General features: G+C 64.0%; 8 protein-coding genes. 5 read left to right on the top strand and 3 right to left on the bottom strand.

From position 1 onward, the window contains the following. Positions 1-4 precede the first annotated feature (4 nt). From NO357_RS02335 to NO357_RS02320, 4 genes are all read left to right on the top strand, one after another. A complete protein-coding gene (locus NO357_RS02335) occupies positions 5-3,430 on the top strand; it encodes a hypothetical protein (protein WP_306734001.1) in 3,426 nt (1,141 codons plus the stop codon). 4 nt (positions 3,431-3,434) lie between these two features. Beyond that, positions 3,435-5,009, top strand: a complete 1,575-nt coding sequence (locus NO357_RS02330) for a contractile injection system tape measure protein (protein ID WP_306734000.1) — start codon at positions 3,435-3,437, stop codon at positions 5,007-5,009. A gap of 44 nt (positions 5,010-5,053) precedes the next feature. Continuing rightward, the gene (locus tag NO357_RS02325) at positions 5,054-7,486 is read left to right on the top strand and encodes a VWA domain-containing protein (RefSeq protein ID WP_306733999.1); all 2,433 of its coding nucleotides are present in this window, start codon (positions 5,054-5,056) and stop codon (positions 7,484-7,486) included. Positions 7,487-7,615: 129 nt separating this feature from the next. Further along, complete coding sequence (locus NO357_RS02320; RefSeq protein WP_306733998.1) at positions 7,616-9,028, top strand: ATP-binding protein; 1,413 nt, start codon at positions 7,616-7,618, stop codon at positions 9,026-9,028. A gap of 131 nt (positions 9,029-9,159) precedes the next feature. Here the strand turns inward: NO357_RS02320 and NO357_RS02315 are convergent, their stop codons facing one another. Beyond that, positions 9,160-12,828, bottom strand: coding sequence for an eCIS core domain-containing protein (locus NO357_RS02315; RefSeq protein WP_306733997.1), 3,669 nt, complete (start codon positions 12,826-12,828; stop codon positions 9,160-9,162). A gap of 249 nt (positions 12,829-13,077) precedes the next feature. Continuing rightward, positions 13,078-13,335 (bottom strand): hypothetical protein, encoded by a 258-nt coding sequence (locus tag NO357_RS02310; protein WP_306733996.1) that lies wholly within the window; start codon positions 13,333-13,335, stop codon positions 13,078-13,080. A gap of 201 nt (positions 13,336-13,536) precedes the next feature. On the opposite strand from NO357_RS02310, the gene NO357_RS02305 reads away from it, so the two are divergent. Then, positions 13,537-17,985: a S8 family serine peptidase gene (locus NO357_RS02305; protein WP_306733995.1), complete on the top strand. Its 4,449-nt coding sequence runs from the start codon at positions 13,537-13,539 to the stop codon at positions 17,983-17,985. Between the two features lie 114 nt (positions 17,986-18,099). On the opposite strand, the gene NO357_RS02300 is transcribed toward NO357_RS02305, so the two are convergent. Then, positions 18,100-19,260 carry an IS30 family transposase gene (locus NO357_RS02300; RefSeq protein ID WP_306733994.1) on the bottom strand — a complete coding sequence of 387 codons (1,161 nt, stop codon included), beginning with the start codon at positions 19,258-19,260 and terminating at the stop codon, positions 18,100-18,102. Positions 19,261-19,376 lie beyond the last annotated feature (116 nt).

Below are 19,376 nucleotides of genomic sequence, written 5' to 3'. Positions count from 1 at the left end.
GGCGATGGCGGACGGCGCCCCCTTCATCCCCCGCGGGCGGCCGGCCCGCGCGGCGCAGGATTTCGAACGCCTGCGCGAGACCGCGATGGAGCGTGTCCGGACGCTGGCCGCCGGAACTTGGACCGACCATAACCATCACGATCCCGGCATCACAGTCATGGAGGCGTTCTGCTATGCCATGACCGAGCTTGGGCTGAAGCTTGATCTCGACATGGCTGATCTCCTGGCCAGCGGTGCCAGCCGCGCCGCGGCCGCGCTACTGCCGGCTTCGGCCGTGCTGCCCAATGCGCCGGTCACGACCGAGGATCTGCGCCGCCAGCTGCTTGACAACTACCTGCTGCGCGATGCGCGGATCGATACTGGCGTCTCCGACAGCCTGGCCTATTACGCGCTGCCGGGACAAGTTCCGCCCTTTGGCTATGCCCCGCCGGCTCTGGGATCCGGCGAACGGATCACGCCGAGCGGGCTTTACGACGTGATGTTGTCGTTCCGAAATCCGGTGCTGAACTCCAACACATATGCATTCCAGGTCCAGGTGGCCGGCAATCCGATCGGGTTCGAGATCGCGCTGCCCAACTGGGACGAGCCCGAGGCCGAGCCCTTTCTTGCTGGGTCGGCGGTGCTGAACGCGGTGGCAATGCTGGACCCGGCCTCGCCGTGGCGCAAGCTTGAGGACAGCGTGTCCTATTACGGCCGGGCGAAGGTGGCGTTCACGCGACCGACGGGGCCAGGCGCGATCGAGACATGGGCGGTCTTGCGCCTGACCAGCGGACCTGAGTTGCAGGCGCTGGCACTGCCGCCGATCCTGGCCGCGGCAAGAACGGTTGTGGAAAGTCTGGCCGCAGGCGGGCTGTTCCGTCTGTTTCTTCAGCGCGTAGCGCAGGCTGCCGCCGCCGCGCGCGCCGTGGAGCACGACCTGGCCACAAGGCGCAACTTGACCGAAGCGCAGGTGACCATCGCGGTTTCGCGGGTACAGGAAATTGCCGTCAACGCCCGGATCGAAGTGGCGGCCACCACCGGGCTGGAAGAAATGCTGGCCGATATCCTGTTTGCTATCGACGAAGGATTGTCGCCGCCCCTGCGCTTCGAGGAAGCAGCGCAGCAGCGAGCAGCTGGCCGGACCAGCAGCGACATTTTCGACGGCCCGCTTCTACTGCACGGGGTGCTGGCCGATCCTCCGGGCGAGCCGCTGGTGCGCGACGGGCGCATTTTCCTTTCCGATATTCTCAATCTTGTCATGCGGCGCGGCCTCGCCTCGGCAGAGAACGCCGGTCCTGACAACCCACTCGGCCGCGACATCGTTGCAGTGACCGAGCTTTCGTTGTCGAATTTCATCAACAACAGCGTGGTGACCTCGGGGGCCAAGGCCTGTCTGCAACTGATCGACGTGGCGCGGCACAAGCCACGGTTGAGTGTGCCGAAATGCCGAATTCAGTTCGTTCGGGACGACGTGGAGGTCGAATTCGACCTGACGCGCGTAGCGGTGTTGTTCGAGGCCCGGGTCGCCGAGGCCGAGGCGACTGCGCGTTTGGCAGAACACGACCCCGAGCCGGCTGCACCGCGCGGCGTTGCGGCGGATGTGGGCGACTATTACCCGTTCCAGTACGATCTGCCGGCGATCTACGGTGTGACCGAGGCCGGGTTGCCGGCGTCTGCCGGTACGGCCAGGCGGCAGGCGGCGCGGCAGCTGCGGGCATATCTGACGCTGATGGAGCAGGTGCTGGCTGACGCAAGCGAGCAACTGGCCAGCGTCAATCGACTGTTTTCACCGTCGGCGGACGAGCAGCGCAGCTATTTCACTTCCGATGCGCTGCTGCAGATCGAGGACATGGAAGCGATCGTGCGTCACGATGCCGGTCAACCTTGGGACGGGTTCATCGCAGACCCCGAAAACAGCTATGCGGGGGCGCTGGCCGGGGTCACCGATGAGCCGGACATCGCGCTGGGTCGCCGCAACCGAATGCTGGACCATCTACTTGCGCGACATGGCGAGGATATGACCGCCTGGGGCCAGGAGTTGCACCGCTGGGCGCAAAAGGCGTTGTTGGCGGCGGATGTGCCGCCCGCGACCTTGCCGGCCCGCATCGCCGAGCGCCGTCGGGCCACGAATGCGGCGCTACTGCGCGGCAAGTCCGAATACCTGGCCGAGTTGCCACGGCTGCATGCGCTGCGGCTGATGGCCTATGGCGACCCGTCGCAATGGGATCCCGGGCTGATCACCGTATCAGGCGATGCCGGGCAATACAGCTGGAGCATGATGCAGGACAGCGTTCCGGTATTGGAAGGGCCGGCGGCCTATCCCACGCGCGGCGAAGCGGTGACGCGGGCGCGTGAGGCGCTGCGCCTGACCGGCCGCGCGGGGTTTTGGGGAGCGCAGGATTTCGGCGGTGGCCCGGGCAATCGCCGCTATGTGCTGCGCAGCGGGCAGGACGCGGCCGATCCTGTGATCGCACGGTCGCCGATAGGCTTCAATTCGCTAGCCGCCGCCAACACCGCCGCCAGTGCACTGCGCCAGCGCTTTGCCGATCGCATCCTGCGCGACAGCCGCACGGCGATGGAACGCCGGATCGATCACCAGATCGGGCTGACCAGCCGGGCGCGGCGCCGTCTGGCGGGTCCGCTGACGGACCGGTTCGAGATAGTCGACGCCGCAGCGCTGCCGCCTTTCGCCAAGATATGGCAGCTGCGAGCCAATTCCGGGCCGGCAGGGCAGGTGCTGCTGAGCGCCGCCGTGCCATTTGTCGATCCGGTTGAGGCGACAGCGGTAGCCAACGCCCAGCAGGGGATTGAACAGGCGCTGGCCGTCGCACTTGATCCTTGGAACTGGCACGTCGAGGAGCCTGTAACCGGCAGTTTCGTGGGGGTTCTGAGTGATACCGGCGGCCAGCCTTTGGCCCAGACTGGTAGTTTCGGCACCCGCGCTGCCGCCGAGGCGGCGCAGGCCGAACTCGTGTCACTGATCTATGACCACTATGGCGGCGAAGGCTATCACATGGTGGAGACGCTGCTGCTGCGGCCGCGTACCAACACCGATCCCTTCGTACAGGTGCCGGACGGCGATGGCGGAGTGCTGAGCGATCCCTATTCGCATCGCATCGTGTTCGTGCTGCCTTCGGGTTACGCCCGCGATTTTGGTTTGGTCGATGCACCGCGCATTCCGGCCCGGCCGCACCGGTTCCGCGACCCGGAATTCCGGGCGCATGCACTGCGCATGATCCGGCAAAGCTGCCCGGCGCATATCGTGCCGGAAATCCGCTGGGTTGATCGGCGCGCGCCCGGTAGCATTGCCGCACAGGAAAGTTTCGAGGTCTTCGAGCAGCGCCATTTCGCTTGGCTGGTGACGGAACTGTTGCCGGGCGCATCGGTGCAGAGCGCGACCAACGCGCGTGCGGCGCTGATCGCCAGTCTGAACGCCTTGCTGAGGGGATAGGCAGATGCATCGGATCCTGCGCCAAACTCTGGAAGTTTCCACCGCAACCGAGGCAGGCGCGCGCGAAGTCCAGGCGGTGATTGGCGATCTGGCCAAAGGTCGCGGCGCGGCGGCGCTGGCAGAGGTTTTCGACCGGATCGGGAGGGACCGTGTCTTGCGTCTTGACCGGCTCGAGATCGATCTGGGGATCATGGCGGGCGAGGGTTGGACCGAGGAATTCCTGGCGCGGCTGCGGGTAGCGGTGCAGGACGGGCTACAGCGCTGCCATGACGTTGCCGAACCGCAGGAAGACGCGGGCAATGCGGAAGGCCCGCGCGCCCGTGCGGCGGGCGCACGCGATTTGACCGCCGCAGAAACACGGGCCGAGGCACTGGCCGCCTATCTGGAGATTGGGCGACTGCCGTGGTGGTCCGAAATCGACCCGGCGCTGCCGGATTGGTTCGGGATCGAGTTTGCGGCGCTTGCGCCGGCTGCGGCAGCCGCGCTTGCAAAAAATGCTGCGCGGCGAGGGGCGGCGTTCTCGCGGTTGATCAGGTCGATGCCGGCCGCGGAATTGGCGCGCCTGCTTCCCGAGGCGCGGTGGCGGGACGAGGCATCACAAGTTCTGCCGGAGCTGGCGGCGGCCTGTGCACGGACCGCAAACGGGGCATCGCGCGATGCCATGCTACGGGCCGTATGGCACCCGGGTTTCGCCGAAAAGGGACCCGCCAGTACCGAGGCGCTGCGCCTTACCGTCTGTCGTGCGATCGCCGAGGTTGCCGCAATGAGCAATTCCGCCGGGGCGATCTCCGCCATTCTGCGCGAAGCGGCCGCCAACCTGCCTCGCAACTGGCAGCAATCGCTGCAGGATGTGGCCGAGGCGGTTTCCGGACAGACCGGGAATTCACATTCGGGACCGGGAGCCGATGCCGGTCGGGCCGGGAACGAAAAATCTGCCGGAACCGAAGGCGCCCCGGCGGCACAGCCGCTGCAAGCACGCGCGCCAGGTGCGGCTACGCCGCCGGGAACGCCTCCGGAGGCGGCCGTAGCGACGCTGGCTGCGGTTGGATCCCCGGCGCCGGCGCAACCCGGCGCCGGCGAGGCCATCGCGGTCGAAGCGGCAGGGCTTGTTTTGCTTCATCCTTTCCTACCGGAGCTGTTCGAGCGTGCCAGATATGCATCCGACGGGTGCCTGGCCGAAGGCGAAGCGCGCCATAAGGCCGCTCGGCTGTTGGGACATGTCGGCCTTGGCGACGCCGAGGCCGACGAAGCTCGCCTGACCTTGGCCCGGCTTCTTGCTGGCGTTCCCGAGGACGAGGCCTTGCTGCCCGATCCGCCGGCGGCTGAGGCGATCGCCGCCGCTGAGGCGATGCTGGCGGCCGTTCTGAGCCATTGGGCCGCGCTACGCTCGGCTAGTTCGGACTGGCTGCGGGCGCAGTTCCTCGAACGTGACGGGCTTTTGCGCACGGTCGATGCGGGCTGGTCGCTGCAGGTCGAAACTCGGGCTCAAGACGTTCTGCTGGCCGGGCTGCCCTGGGGTTTCGGCACGGTTGTCCTGCCCTGGATGGGCGCTCCGATTCACGTGCGTTGGCTCGACTGACGAGCGGCGCGAAATGACAGAGAAGGAAGAAAGTGAGGCTGACCATGGAACAAAGATCGACCCGGACCCGACCCGCCGCATACCCGGCCCGAAAAATGGCCAGCGGCGCCGCCGCGGCTGCGGCGTTCGCCTTCTGGGCCAGCGCGGCCAGCGGCCAGCTTGCCGATCTCAACCTCAACGACCCCGGATCGCCGGCCTGTGTGCCAACCAGCACCGTAACCGGCACGTTTGACTCGGGAACGGCGCTGAACGAGAACATCCTGGCGCTGACCAACCCAGCCGGAGAACCGGTTTTCTGGGAAGTGAGCTTTGACCCGAACGCGCCTTCGACCGTGTCCTGCACGGCTTCGACCGCAGGGACATTCGTGACCGGCTATTCCTGCGACAACGGGTTGGAGATTGCCCTTCCGGCCGGGGCGACGGACTTGGTTTCGGTGAGTTCGGCCCAACCGGTGACGGTGACCGCACCGGTGACGGCGACGGAAGGCGTGGCGCTGTTTTCGCTGACGGCGACCCGGGACGGCGGCGGGTTCGAAACCTGCCAGATGTTTTACCAGATCGAGTTACTGGCGCCGAAAAAGGCGTTCGACCTGGTCTTCGCACTGGACAAGTCGGGCAGCATGTCCTCGGCCTCGGGAAGCGGCACCCGCTGGGATGCGCTTCGCACCGGGGTGACGGCCTTCCTTCCGTTCATCGAGGATGCCGCCGGGGCGCCGGCCCCATTGGGCAGCCGCCTGGGTCTGACCTTCTTCGACAGCAGCGTCGCGACGCCGCCCACGACCGCGATGTTCGACATCTTGGATGGGTCGGGCAATCCGACGCCCCAGTTTGCCGGTATAGTCGGCGTTCTGGCCGGTACCGGCCCGGGTGGCGCAACCGCGATGGGGCAGGGCCTGCAGGACGGAATTGCCAAGGCCAACAACGCCTCGCGGCCGCGGGTCGTGGTGCTGTTCACCGATGGCGAGCAGAACGTCGATCCGGAGGTCGCGCTTGACGGCTGCGGCTTCGAGAACCCGGCCTCGGACATCAACCCGCCGAATTGCCCGGCGACCGAGGGGCACAAGATCATCACCATGGGGGTCGGCAGTCCGAGCGGCGATTACCTTGCGACGTTGGCCAACCTGGCGGCCAACAACCGGGGCACCCATTTCGTGACCGACAACGGCGCCGCCTTCAACGGACCGACGCCGGTGCCCACCGATATCGGCGGCGTGTTCAGCGACTCGATCGGGGCGGCGCTAGAGGACAACAGCCCACAGCTTATCGCCAAATACGGCGGTACTCTGCAGCCTGATCCGGCGCAACCGAATGAGCTTGATGCCTTCGTTGTCAACCGCCAGGTCGACGCTGTGGCACTGTCCTTCGCGCTGGGCCAGCGTTTCGAGACGCCCAATCTGGCGATGCTGGCCGGGGGTATCACGATCAGCCGCGACGGCGCCGACGTCACAAGCCAGTTCCAGCCCCGAATCTACGGCAATTTCTCGGATGTGCTGACGCTGGTAGCCCCGCGGTTGGTGGATGGCACCGCGCCGCGCGATCTGGATGGCGAATACACCGTGACGATCACCGCGCCGCAGAACAGCGGGGTGAAACCCAGCACGCCGTTCCGGCTTTACGCCTATGCCGAGGATCGACGTTTCGATGCGACCAGCGATGTCGGTACCAACGTTCGCAAAGTCAACGACCCGGTCGAAGTGTCGGTGCAGCTCGACTGGATCAACCTGCCAATCGAGGATGCCCAAGTCGTGGTGCGCGCCTTTTTGCCCGGCGCCGACATGGGCGAGCTTCTGTCGGCCGGAGACCCGATCGACACCGCATCGGTCGGCAATGACGGCACGCCGAATGCCGGGGTGCAGAAATACGACCAACTGACGGCGACGGACCCTGGGTTCTTGGCGGCGTTGGCGTTGTCGCCCAACGCGGTGGCAATGACCCATCAGGGCGGCGGCCGTTATACCGGTGACTTCGTACTGCCCGACACGGTGGGCGCGGTGCACCTGGTCTATGACGTGGCCGGCGAGAATGCGGGGCTTTACGGTCGGATCCAGCGCCACTGGTACGAGACGGTCTATGCCACCTGGGACGAGATCGACCTGGCCGCATCCGAGCTTGCTTCGAAGTTCGAAGGAGATGGGTTGGTGCTGAACGCCAAATTCCGCCGGCCCGGCGGCAAGCTGATCGGGCCGGGACAGGTGCGCGGTTTCAGCTTCGACGGGGCGACGCTGGATTCGGCGCGCGATCTGCAGGACGGGCGTTATGAATTCGTGCTGGCCGGCGCCGCGGCGGATACGCCGATCAAGGTGAGCTTGGGCGGCGAGACCGTCTATGAAGGCCCCGCCGGCTGGGGCAAGGGGCCGGGAAGGAGCATCGTACAGATCCTGCAGAACCTGCCCTGGTGGGGCTGGCTGCTGCTGATCCTGCTGTTGTTCATCCTGCTGTGGATCCTGATGCGGGTGCTGCGCCCAAGCACGCCGTAACCCGACAACGCGACCCGCATCCCGGCAGGGGTGCGGGCGCCCGAACACAAAAAGGCAGCACCGCGTATGGACCAGCCGGAATATATCGTTCAGTCGACAGGCGACACTGCCGGAAATGAAGGGGGCGACATGGCTGCGACAGCGCGGTCCGAACCAGGCTGGCAAGCCTACCCCTCCCGGGACGGTGAGCCCAAGGAAGAGGCGGCCCACCGCAACGAAGTCGCACTCGAACGCTGGCTCGCCTATGTCGCGGCGCTGACTGCGGCGCGGGTCGTGACCCTTACAAACTCCGATGCCACGGGCGAAATTCCGGCGCCGCCCCCGCTACCAGGTCGTTCTGACGAGGCGCATTTCCCGAAACTGGTGCGCGAGTACGGCCTTTCGCCGGTCGAAACCACGCTTTTTGTCATCGCCGCAGTGCCATTGCTGCGGCCTGATCTTTTCGATCGCGCCGTGGCCGGCGCCGGTGCGGGGGGATTCGAGTTGGAGGCGCTTGGCGGCACCCGGGGGCGCCAGCATCGCGGCATGATGCCCACTGGCGACACAGCGTTGTGCCTGCTGGCCGGACCCGAAATCGGGGCGCGGCTGACCTGGCAGGGCTATCTTCTGGGCGAAGGGCGGCTGATGCGCGAAGGCCTGCTGCGGCTGGACCCACCCGAAGCCGGCGAGCCGCCGATGAGCGGGCGACTGATGCTGGCGCCTGACACTGCCGAATTGCTGTTGGCCGGGCACCACCTGGTGCCGCAATTGTCGTCGCAGTTTCCCGCCCGGCCGCTGGAAACCGCGTTGAGTTGGCGCGATCTGGTTCTGCCCACGACCACTTTGCGGCAGGTCGAGGAATTGATGGCCTGGACGCGGTACTCGCGACGGCTGCTTGACGAATGGGGCCTACGCGCGCAGCTTCGACCCGGTTGCCGGGCGCTGTTCATCGGCCCTCCGGGCACCGGCAAGACCCTGACAGCCGCGCTGATTGGCCAAGCCTGCGAGCAGCCGGTGCTGCGCATCGATTTGGCGATGGTGGTGTCGAAGTATATCGGCGAGACTGAGAAGAACCTGGCGGCGATCTTCGACAAGGCCGAGCGCAAAGGCTGGTTGCTTTTCTTCGACGAGGCGGATTCGCTGTTCGGCAAACGCAGTTCGGTCAAGGAAGCCCGCGATCGCTATGCCAACCAGGAAATATCGTTCCTGCTGCAAAGGATCGAGATTTTCGACGGGTTGGCGATTTTGGCGTCGAACCTGGACGGAAATGTCGATCAGGCCTTCGCCCGGCGGTTCGAGCACGTGATCAGTTTCCCGATGCCGCGGGCCGACGAGCGGCTCGCGCTTTGGCGCAAGGCGTTGCCGGCGTCGGTTCCGCTGGAGCCGGGATATCGGCTGGCGGTGCTAGCCGAGCGGGCGGAACTGAGTGGCGGCAGCATCATCAACGCGGTGCGCCACGCCGCGTTGCGCGCCGCGATGCGCGACGAGGAGGCGGTTCTGCGCGGCGCCGATCTGGAGGAAGGTGTGCGCCGCGAACTGGCCAAGGACGGCCGCAGCCTCTGACGGATCCCAGATTTTCTTCTGGCCCGGAGGGGAGGGGGCAGGCGGGAGACACGCCGGGCCGGCATACTCGGAACCGGCAATTTCAGCTCCTTACGCCAAACGGTCGTGTTTCCGTCAAAACCGGCGGGGCTTTAGTTGACGGCGGCCATGAACCACAGGTTGGCGACCTTGACGAACGAATTGGCGGGGACGGCCTTGTCGAACCGGTAGCTTTCGATGATGATCAGCTTCTCTTCGGCGAGCGAGGACTTTCCGACCGAGAACACGTCGGCTTCCGCGATGGCGTCGAGCGCGTAGAAGTCTGAAATCTCGACGATCACGTCCCGCTTCTTTTCCTTAACTCTGATATTAGCGGTCTTGTAGTAGCCGCCGATCCGCTTGCCGTCGCTGGTGATGATGGCAATGAGTTTGCGGCCGTCGACCGTGGGATACCATTCGCGGGTGTCGGTGCCTGTCGGCCAGCCGAGCCCTTTCAGGTCCTTCACCAACTGGGTATTTGCCGGGAACGGTTCGGCCTTGGCCTTTTCGATCGCCTTGACGTTCTCCCTGGCGATCCGCGCCGCTTCGATTTCGGCCACCGCGTTGCGATAGGCGCCGTCCTTCTTCAGCCCCTGGCGGTCGTAATGCGCCTTGGTGGTGTTCGGTCCGGCCATGCCGTCGGCCTTGATGCCGAGCGCTTCCTGGACGTCGTAGACGGTGTCGGCAAACTCTTTCGAGCCGGGGTCGATGCCGTCGCGGGCGAAGGTCTTGGGTTTCCAGCCGATCGAATCCTTGAACAGCTTGTTGTTCTTCTGCGCCTTCTCATAGTCGATCTTGCGCGTCTTGCGGCGCTTCTTGTCGCCCTCGGTGGGGGTGGAGAGGCTCTTGAGGAATTCCTCGACCGGGACCGAGACATCCGACATGTCTCCCTTGGCGATCTTTTCCATCCGCGCGATGGTCAGATCTTTCGCCAGATCGGCGAGCTTGGCGATGCGGTTCGCGTCGAGCTCGGTCGCATGATCCGGCGCGCGGGCGGCCAGCATTTTGACCAGCGCTTCGAACTTGCCCTTTTCCTGGCTTTCGAGCCTGGTCGACAGATCCATCAGCGCCTTCTGCTCGGGAGTAAGGGGTATGCCGCCACCCTCGCCGCCGCCACCGCCGGCACAGTCAACCTCCTGGCCCTGAATCCCCTCGACCTTGGCGAAGACCGGCGGGAATCCTTCGGGCAGCGGGATGAGCGCATTGGCCTTTTCGACCACGGTTGTCGCCGCATTGGTGGGGAAATCGTAGAACGGTTTGACGAGATCGTGGTTGCGCATCTGCTTGAACCAGCCGAACACCTTCTTCTGGAACCAGCAAGTATCCATGATCTTCGAGAACGCCCATTGCAGGGCCGACATCGCCAGGTTCCAAAGGCAGCCGATCAGCGGCGGCGCCGCGCAGGCGGCGATGCGGATGCCCCATTCGACCACGCCGATGATTGTAGAGATTCCGTCGACGACCTTCTCGAACGCGGCGAAATTCTGAACGAATTTCATCGCGTCGCCAAAAATCGAGTCCTCGAGCGTTTTCTGCGCCCCCGAGATCAGTCCGTTGATCTGTTTGCGCTTATCCCGGATGACCTCGACCGCGCTTTTCGCATCGTCGGGCAGGACCGCATCGACGATATGCGCGGCGATGTCGGAAATGCCCTTCTGCAACGAGCCTACGAGCTTGTCGGCGATCTGGTCGAGCGCCCAGCTGGCGTACAGCTTGACCACCTTCATGATCGCCTTGGCCGCCGCCTTGGCCCAGCTTCCGAATGCCGCGCCGCCGCTTTTGCGCAAGCCGGCGAATTTTCTCTTCACCTTCTCGACGAACCCCTGGATGCGGACGAAGACCTTGCCGAACTTCTCGCGGAACCAGGCGTATTTCGAGCCATGCGAATGCCAGTGGCGGATCGACTTGTAGGCCTTGCCGGTTTCGCGCACATGTTTCGGGATGGTACCGGGATAACCGCCGCGGCGGCGCATGCCGTGCAGCGCGTCGTAAAGCGCGTCTTTTTCCTTGCCTTTGGGGCCGAGCGCTTCGCCGGCGCGTTTCTTCCAACTGCCATAGTCCCGTGTCCAGCCGGATCTGTCGAACTTGGCGGGATCTTTGATGTTGCGCCGGACGAAGGGCCGCGCCGGAGCGCGCCGGACCGTGGCGGCCGGGCCGCGGCGAACGGCCGGGACGGCGCGGGCGCCCGGCTTGCGCTTGGGCGAGGCGGTCTTTTTCTTCTGACGCCCGGTGATCCGTGGCATCACATCCGTCCTGAGCCGGTTCAGCACCTCTTCGACGACCGGATCGACATGAGTTCCCGATAGCGACGTCTGATCGGGCATCCATTCATAGGCGTAGATGCCGTCGACTTCGCTGTGATAGATGACCAGGCTGCCGCTCATCCCGGTCGGGCGCGGATATTTGGCGCGTCCGGTCGAGAAATCCCAGACCGCAAGCGGGCCGCGGCTGACGCCGCTGGTCGAGTCGGGCCGTTTGAGTTTGTCGGGGATCTTGATCTTGGTATCGGCGGACGGGTTGTTCTTGACCGGCACGAAGGACCAGCGCGGCGAATGACCATGGGTATTCTGATAGGCGTTGACCGCGGCAGCGGTGCCCTTGATGCCCTTGACGTAGTTGCTGATCTGGTCGCTGCCGAGGAACATCTCGCCGGAAAAACCCGGCTTGAGATCGCCGAGGCCGACCTTCTGCGGTGCGTCGCCCATCGCCCCCATCGCGTCACCGGAGTTCTCCGGCGCGGTCGGGCCGCGGGCCTTGGTCTTCTTAGTCTGGTTGATGTCCTCGAAGTCGCCGCTATCGGTGAGCTTGACGCCGACCAGCGACTTGCCGACGTAGAAATCTGGGTAGCCGTAAGAGGCCAGGTCGGTTCCGCCGCCCCGCTTGTTGCCGCCGGGGACCTTGGGTTCGATGGTCAAGTCGGGATTGAGCACGGCCATTGGCGCGGCGACGTTTTTCTTCAGGAATTTCGGTAGCGTGGCGCCGTGGATCAACGTGCCCGAGGGAAAGCCGCCGACCGGACCCAACACCCGGGTGGCACGGCGGATGATCTTGCCTTTGGCGGCGCGTCGGACGGTTCCGTGCTGGGCCTTGGGTTTGCGTTTCAGGCCGCGGGTCTGCTGCACAACATGTGCCATTTCATGCGCCAGGAGCCGGGTGCCTTCGCGGCTGGAAGGATTGAATTCGCCGCTGTTGAAATGGATGTCGGTGCCATAGGTGAATGCGCGCGCGCCGATGCTGTCGTTCATCCGCGCCGATGACGGGCCGGTATGGACGCGCACCGGCGACAGATCGAGGCCGAAACTGTCCTCCATCGCGCCGCGCACGTCGGGCGCCAACTGCGCACCCGAACCCTGCGCCCGGGTGATGCCAGCGGCAAGCTCGGGATTGGCCGGACCGGACCCGTCCGCCGCGGCCTTGGGCCGGACAAGGTCTTCGTCGTCGCGCTTGGGTTGGATCGTACCTTCGTCGGATTGCCCAGCCGTGGCGACCGGCATCCGGCGTACCACCTGATCGGCCGCCCTGTCGGCTTCGGTCTCAAGTGGGTCATTGACGGCGCCGATTTCGAGCTGGGGCTGGACCGATACCGGCTCTTCCGACTGGATTTCCAGGTCCTGGCCGCCGCCGTCCTGCGTTTCGCGCTGGATCTTGGGTGCGGTGAAAAAGCTGCCTTCGGAACAGCCTGCGCAGGCGCGCTGAACCGATTTGGTGGTGGAGAAGAAAGGCCGTGCCGTACCTGCGCGCGCGCCGGATTTCCGGGCGATTTTTTGCGATACCTCGGGCACGACAAACACCTTTCAAAATCGTTTCGGGGCCGGAGCCCAAATATTCGAAAACTATAGCAGAAAAACCCCGAATCCCAAAGCCCTGGGTCGCGTAAAACCGCCCATCAAGTCAGAAACCGTCACCTGCCCTCGAAGCAATTTCCGCAATTCCCCGCTATCCGTTACAGATGCGCGATCTGAACGGTTCACTGTGTGACGTGTGTGGCCCCCATGGTCTGTGCTGGATGCAGCAATCGCAACGGGCCGCGTTCAATCCGGCGCTGGAGCGACAAGGGCATTTTCGCCCGGATGCTGCTCGAACTTGCGGATTAGGGCGGCGAGACGACCGCGCTGATGATCGATGGCACGCACCTGAAAACGCACCGCACTGCTTGTGGCCCCTGAAAAGAAGAAGGCCGGACTCTGAACTAGCTGTCTCGTTGCGTGTGCTTGAGATGTACACTTTTGGAGCAACGAGCCGGCAGAAACCCGCCAACACACGTCCTGGTTGTTGTCGATGAAGGTCATCGCGACTATGCTGAAATTGACTTCAATGAATGGATTTTGCCGCTGGCCCGCCCAGGTTGGGGGCAATCAGGCTGCGAGTACGGCCGATCGGTCGGCTACGCGCGCGGTACGCAGTGAACGGTTTGAAAAAGTCGAAACTCGACTCCTTTGCGCTTTGCGCATTCCAGGCAAGTGCCTGTTCTTAGACACGAGGATTGTAACATGACGTCACTTTCACCGCTCCGCATCATCTCGATTGCCGCACTGACCCTGCTTTTTGCGTCTCCGTTGCTCGCGCAGGAGGCCATCCAGTGGCGTGGCTACACAATCAACCCCGACGGCTCTTCCGATGCCTTGGCGTCAGACTTCCGGGCATTCGATCGGGCTCCGGCGGAGTCGAACTATTACTTCGTGCAGTTCACGGACCCGATCACCGAAGACGCCAAGCGCCGCGTCGAAGCGGCGGGGGCGGAGCTTCTGACGTTCACCCGGCCATCGACCTTCATTTCGCGCATTCCCCCCGACCGGGTCGAGGAGGTGGCCGCGCTCGAGGTAGTGGCATTCGTCAATATCTATCAGCCGGCCTTCCGCATCTCCACGGATCTCGCCCTCCGCGCCGCCGAAGACCGCCTATTGCCGGAACCTGAGGTCGAAATCGATCCTGTGCACCCGGCCTTCCGCGTCCAGCCGGACGAGGAGACCGCGCGACTCGGGCTATCGGTTCAGGTCTTCCAGGGCGAGGATCTGGGCCAGATCGCCGAAGCGGTGCAGGAATTCGGCGGGACCGTGCTCTTCAGTGCGCGGGGCGACGACAAGCCATCCTCGCTCCAGGTCGCCGTGGCGCCAGAGAACCTGCCGAGCCTCGCACAGATCGACGGCATCCTGTGGATCGAGGATGCGATGGAGTTCACGCTCGACAACGATCTCGCTCGACCGGTCATCGGCGTTCCGGGGGCGTGGAGCGCGCCTGAAAACCTGCGCGGGACGAACCAGATCATCGCGGTCGGGGATTCCGGCCTCGATACCGGGGTCGACAATGCCACGATGCACGACGATGTCGAAGGCCGGATCGTCAGCATTCTGAGCCAACCGGTGCGCAATCTCTTTTTCAGCTGCGGTGTTCCGGTGAATGTCGGCGCGGATGACGGTGCGGCCGGACTCAACAGCGGCCATGGCACGCATGTCGCGGGGTCTGCGCTCGGTGATGGCACGGTGTCCGGCGGGCTTTATGCCGGGGTCGCGCCCGAAGCGCAGCTGGTCTTTCAGGCAACCGAGCAATGGGGCGATTTCCCTGGTACGAACTGTGACGGATATGGCCTTTACGGGATCCCCGGCGACCTGGAAGATTTCTTTCAGGAAGCCTACGACGCCGGTGCGCGGATCCACACCAACAGCTGGAGCGGCAGTTCCAATCCCGGCGCCTACACCACGCGTGAAGAGCAGCTCGACCAGTTCGTCTGGGACAATCCGGACTTGCTCATCTTGTTTTCCGCCGGCAATCGCGGGCGGGACACAAACGGCGATAGCATCGTTGATGCGGATTCCATCGGCCATCCGGCCGTGGCCAAGAATGCGCTGACCGTCGGCGCCAGCGAAAACAACCGCCCGACGATCCTCGAGACCTATTCGGACTCTTACGGCGACGTGATCAATTTCGATCAGGAGGCCGACGACACCACCGGGCTGGCCGCCTTTTCGAGCCGAGGTCCAACGGATGACGGCCGCATCAAGCCCGACATCGTGGCCCCCGGCACGCTGGTCACGTCGATCCGATCCAGCGCACCGCCGAACACCTTCGTCTTCGAGGACGACATGGAAGGTGGCGTTGGTGGCTGGACGGCCACCGGCACTTGGACGCAATCGGCGGCATCGGCCCATTCCGGCACAACCTCTTGGACCGACAGCCCCGCAGGCGATCATGCCCAGGGGCAGAACATCACGCTCACCTCACCGACGATCGATCTGAGCGGCGGGACTCTCATCCCCGAAGCGCTGCGCTTCTGGATGCGCCTCGATCTGGGCGATGGCGACGTCTTCAGTTTTCAGGTCTCCGCAGATGGCGGCGCGACCTGGAGCAGCACGATCGAGTATACCGGCCTTCAGACCGATTGGGAGCTTCTGAAGGTCGGTTTAGGCCCGTTCTCCAATTCCGCGAATTTCGTGGTCCGGTTCCGCCTCTTGACTGACAATGATGGCGATGTCGGCGACGGTGTCTGGCTTGATGACGTACAGGTCGTCGAAGGCGCGTTCCTGACAGCGTTGACCTCTGATTTCGGCCTGTCGACGCGCGGCGATGCCATCGACACGGCCTATCTGATGTCGAACGGCACCAGCATGTCCGCCCCGCTGGCTGCCGGCTCGGCGGCTCTGGTCCGCGAGTATTTCACCGAAGAGTTGGGCATTCCTTACGTGTCCGCCGCACTGCTGCGCGCGACGCTGCTCAACGGCGCGGCGGATAATGCGCCGGGGCAATACGGGGTCGGCGCGACGCAGGAATACGCCGCGGGCCCGAACAACGCGACCGGCTGGGGCCACGCGGATGTGGCCGGATCGGTTCTGCCGACCGCGCCGCAGGTCTTTGACCATGTGGACGAACTTGCCGGGCTGAACACCGGGGATTCCCTCAGTTACGAGCTCGACGTGACCGACAATTCGGTGCCGCTTTCGATCACGATGGTCTACCATGATTATCCAGGTGCGGGCATCGTCAATCAGCTCAATCTCACCGTGACGACGCCAAGCGGCACGACGCTCTTTCCCAATGGCGGCGCGGCGGTCGACATGAACAACAACGTCGAACGTGTCCGCCAGGCCGTCGCGGATGTCGAGCTCGGGACCTACACGATCACCGTCGACGCACCAAACGCGCCTCAGGGCCCGCAGCCCTTCGCCATCGCCACACTGGCAGGCGGTATTCTGGTGGACCGTGATCCTGTCGACGCGATGCTCGTGCTCGATATGTCTGGATCGATGGGCCAGCCCGCCTGCCCGGCGGGATGCGACACCAAACTGCAGGTTCTGCAGGAGGCGGTCGAGATCTTCACGCAGCTCTGGACCGCCGTCGCCGTGCCCGGCGACAATCTCGGCGTCGCGTATTTCGACTCCAACATCAGCGAGTTCTCCGTCGGCGGCGACGTTCTGCTTGACGTTTTGACGCATTCCGCGGCGATCATCGCCGACGTGAACGCCCAGTCCGACCGAGGTTTCACGGCTATGGGCGGCGGCGTGCAAAACGCGATCAACCGGCTGACTGATCCAGCGCGCCCGCGTGGCATCGTGTTGTTCACCGACGGCATGCAGAACCGCAATCCGATGGTGGTCAACGTCGACGACAGCCCGCCCCCCGGCGCGTTCCATCTTGAAATCGCCGATGAACCGGGGCGGATCGACAGCAACGTCCCACCCACGGTCCCGCCCACGCGGCTCGACTCGGGACTCGGGATCACCGTCAACACGATCGGCATCGGCGCCACGCCACCGTTTGTCGAGATGCTCAGCGACATCGCGAGCGAAACTGACGGTGTTTCCAAGCTGACCACCGCACCGGACGACGACCTGCGCCGCTTTTTCGTCGAGGAACTGGTCAACGTCTTGCGCAACGGCAGCCCGCAGCTAATCCGTTACGCCACCGGTAGATTGCGCGAGCGCTCGCAAACCGAGGATTTCGTGGTCAACGCCTCATCACGCCAGGTCGTGCTCAAGCTCAGTTGGCAGCGCGGGCGGCAACTCCAGGCCGAGGTGATCAAGGACAACAAGGAACTGACAGCCGACGCGGAGGTGATCAAGGGCGACTTCTACACGATCTACATTTTCGACAAGCCGCGCCTTGACGGAGCGGGTATCCAGATCGAGGGGGTCTGGACACTCAGTATCCGCGGCGAAGAAGGCTCGCGTTATGAGGCCGCCGCAATTTCCGAGGAACCCGAGCTCGACATTAATGCGTCGATCGAGACCAAGACTGGAACCGTCGGCTTGCCTCTGCTTTTGCAGGCCCGCTTGTCACAAGGCGGCCGCCCGATAAAAGGCGACGCGAAAGTGACGGCACGCGTCCATCGCCCGCCCGTGAGTATCGGGACGCTTCTGTCCAAGTTCGAAATGCCGCAACAGCTCGACATCAAGCACGAGCCTGGTGCGACACTCGGTCAGGTCAAGCTTGAACGTCTGCTCCTCGATCGCGAATTCCTCGAGGAAATCCGACCTGTGGTCGATTTTGTCGATCTCAGGGATCTGGGCAACGGTTCCTTTGCCGCGGAATACCCGGAAACCAAGGTCGCGGGCGCCTACAAGATCGAGTTCCTGTTCGAGGGCGCGGCGGAAAGCATTGGTAAATTCACACGTGTCGAGACGCTGAGTCGCGCCCTGCGCGTAGGTCCGGCCGATGCACGCGCCTCCGACCTGTTCGCGGAGGTCCGCGGATTCGGCCGCCGATTGAACGTAACTTTGGCGGTGACCCCGGTCGATCGCTACGGCAACTTCATGGGACCGGACTACTCGGATGCTATCCGCATCCTCCTGGACGGAAAGCCACTTAAGGGTTTGAAGGACCTGGGTAATGGCCGCTACATTGGCGAAACGGTAATCCCGGCAGGCAGTGATCCGGCGGTCGCTGTGGAAGTTGCGAACGTAACCCTTTTCCGCGGTGAGTTGAGCGATCTCGTCCGGCGGCGGTGACGCGAGTATCGCGCCCGCCGGGGTTCCGGCGCGCTCGCGCTCGCGCCTCTACTCCGTCCCGTTGAGCGGTCGCTGGCAGCGACTGGGACGAACGACGGTTTCGTCCCTGTGGATTCAATGGATCGCCGCAACACACTGGTCAAACCTCTCTGCAGGGGTTTGGTGTTGCATGGTCTTTCTCGGTGGTTCGTTGAGTTGTCTCGCGACTGCGCTGAGCCTGGCCTGGCTGAAGGTCGTCATATCCAGACCTCTTGGAAAGCACTGGCGCAGAAGCCGGTTCGTGTTCTCGTGACTGCGGCGTTGCCACGGCGACGGCGGATCGCAAAAGTAGACGTCGATCTTGGTCGCCATGGTGATCGTCACATGGTCGGTCATCTCTGAGCCACGATCCCAAGTCAGTGATCGGTAAAGCCCTTTGGGCAACTTGCTGGCCTGTTTGACCAGTGCCGTGATGACGCTTTGCGTGTCCTTGTTCGCACCCTTGGCCAGCATCACGAAGCGGGACTGCCGTTCGACCAGCGTGGCGATGTAGCTGCTGTTTGCCCCGACGATCAGGTCACCTGCCCAATGGCCTGGCACGGCGCGATCTTCGATCTCTGGCGGGCGCTCGCTGATTGGAATGGCGTCCTTGATCCTGCGCAATTTCAACCCCTTCTGGGTCGCATGTCGTGAGCGCCGGATCGCTCGGGGGCTGCACAGGCATTGCTGCAGTTCTTTCTTCAGAACCCCGCGGGCCTGCACATAAAGACTGCGACAGATCGTTTCGTGGCTCACCCGCTCTTGCTCTTCGTCGGGGTGCCTGGGCATCAGCCTTCCCGCAATCTGCTGCGGCGACCACTTCCGCCGCAGCTTTCGCGCGATGAACGCGCACAAGGGTTCGTTGAAAGAGAGCTTACAGGCTTCGGGCCGTCTTGCGCAGTCCCCGGCGCGTTGGTCGGACTGCGCTGCACGATAGGCCTCGCGCCCACCGTTCCTGCGACCTTCCCGGCTGAAGGTCGCTGGGGCACGTTGGAGATCGAAAGCAATTGAACCCATTGAACCTCCGGTTGCCAACCCCCGGGAGATTTCTTCGCGCGCCTCCAAACTCAGTGCCAGGCGGGATCTGGGGCGCGCAGGTGGATGAATGCCACCAGTCAGAGCCGGATGTGGAAAGATCGACGAAGATGCTCGATCAAACCTGCGCCCAGTTGAACTCAGCGACGCCCCGCGTTGCCACCGATCCCACATATCTGGTTTCTGTTTGTCCGTATTAAAGGTCCTCGTACGGTACTTCATGTCTCAACACTCCAGCTTTCAAAAAAAGACTAAAGTGTTGCGACCACCCGTTGAATCCGCACCCGCAGAGCTGACTTATACACGTGCAGAGAAGCCTGTTGCGCTGGCGCATCTCT

This window comes from Marimonas arenosa (assembly GCF_030848945.1).
GTDB lineage: Bacteria > Pseudomonadota > Alphaproteobacteria > Rhodobacterales > Rhodobacteraceae > Marimonas > Marimonas arenosa.
This window is presented reverse-complemented; position numbering and strand designations above follow the sequence as displayed.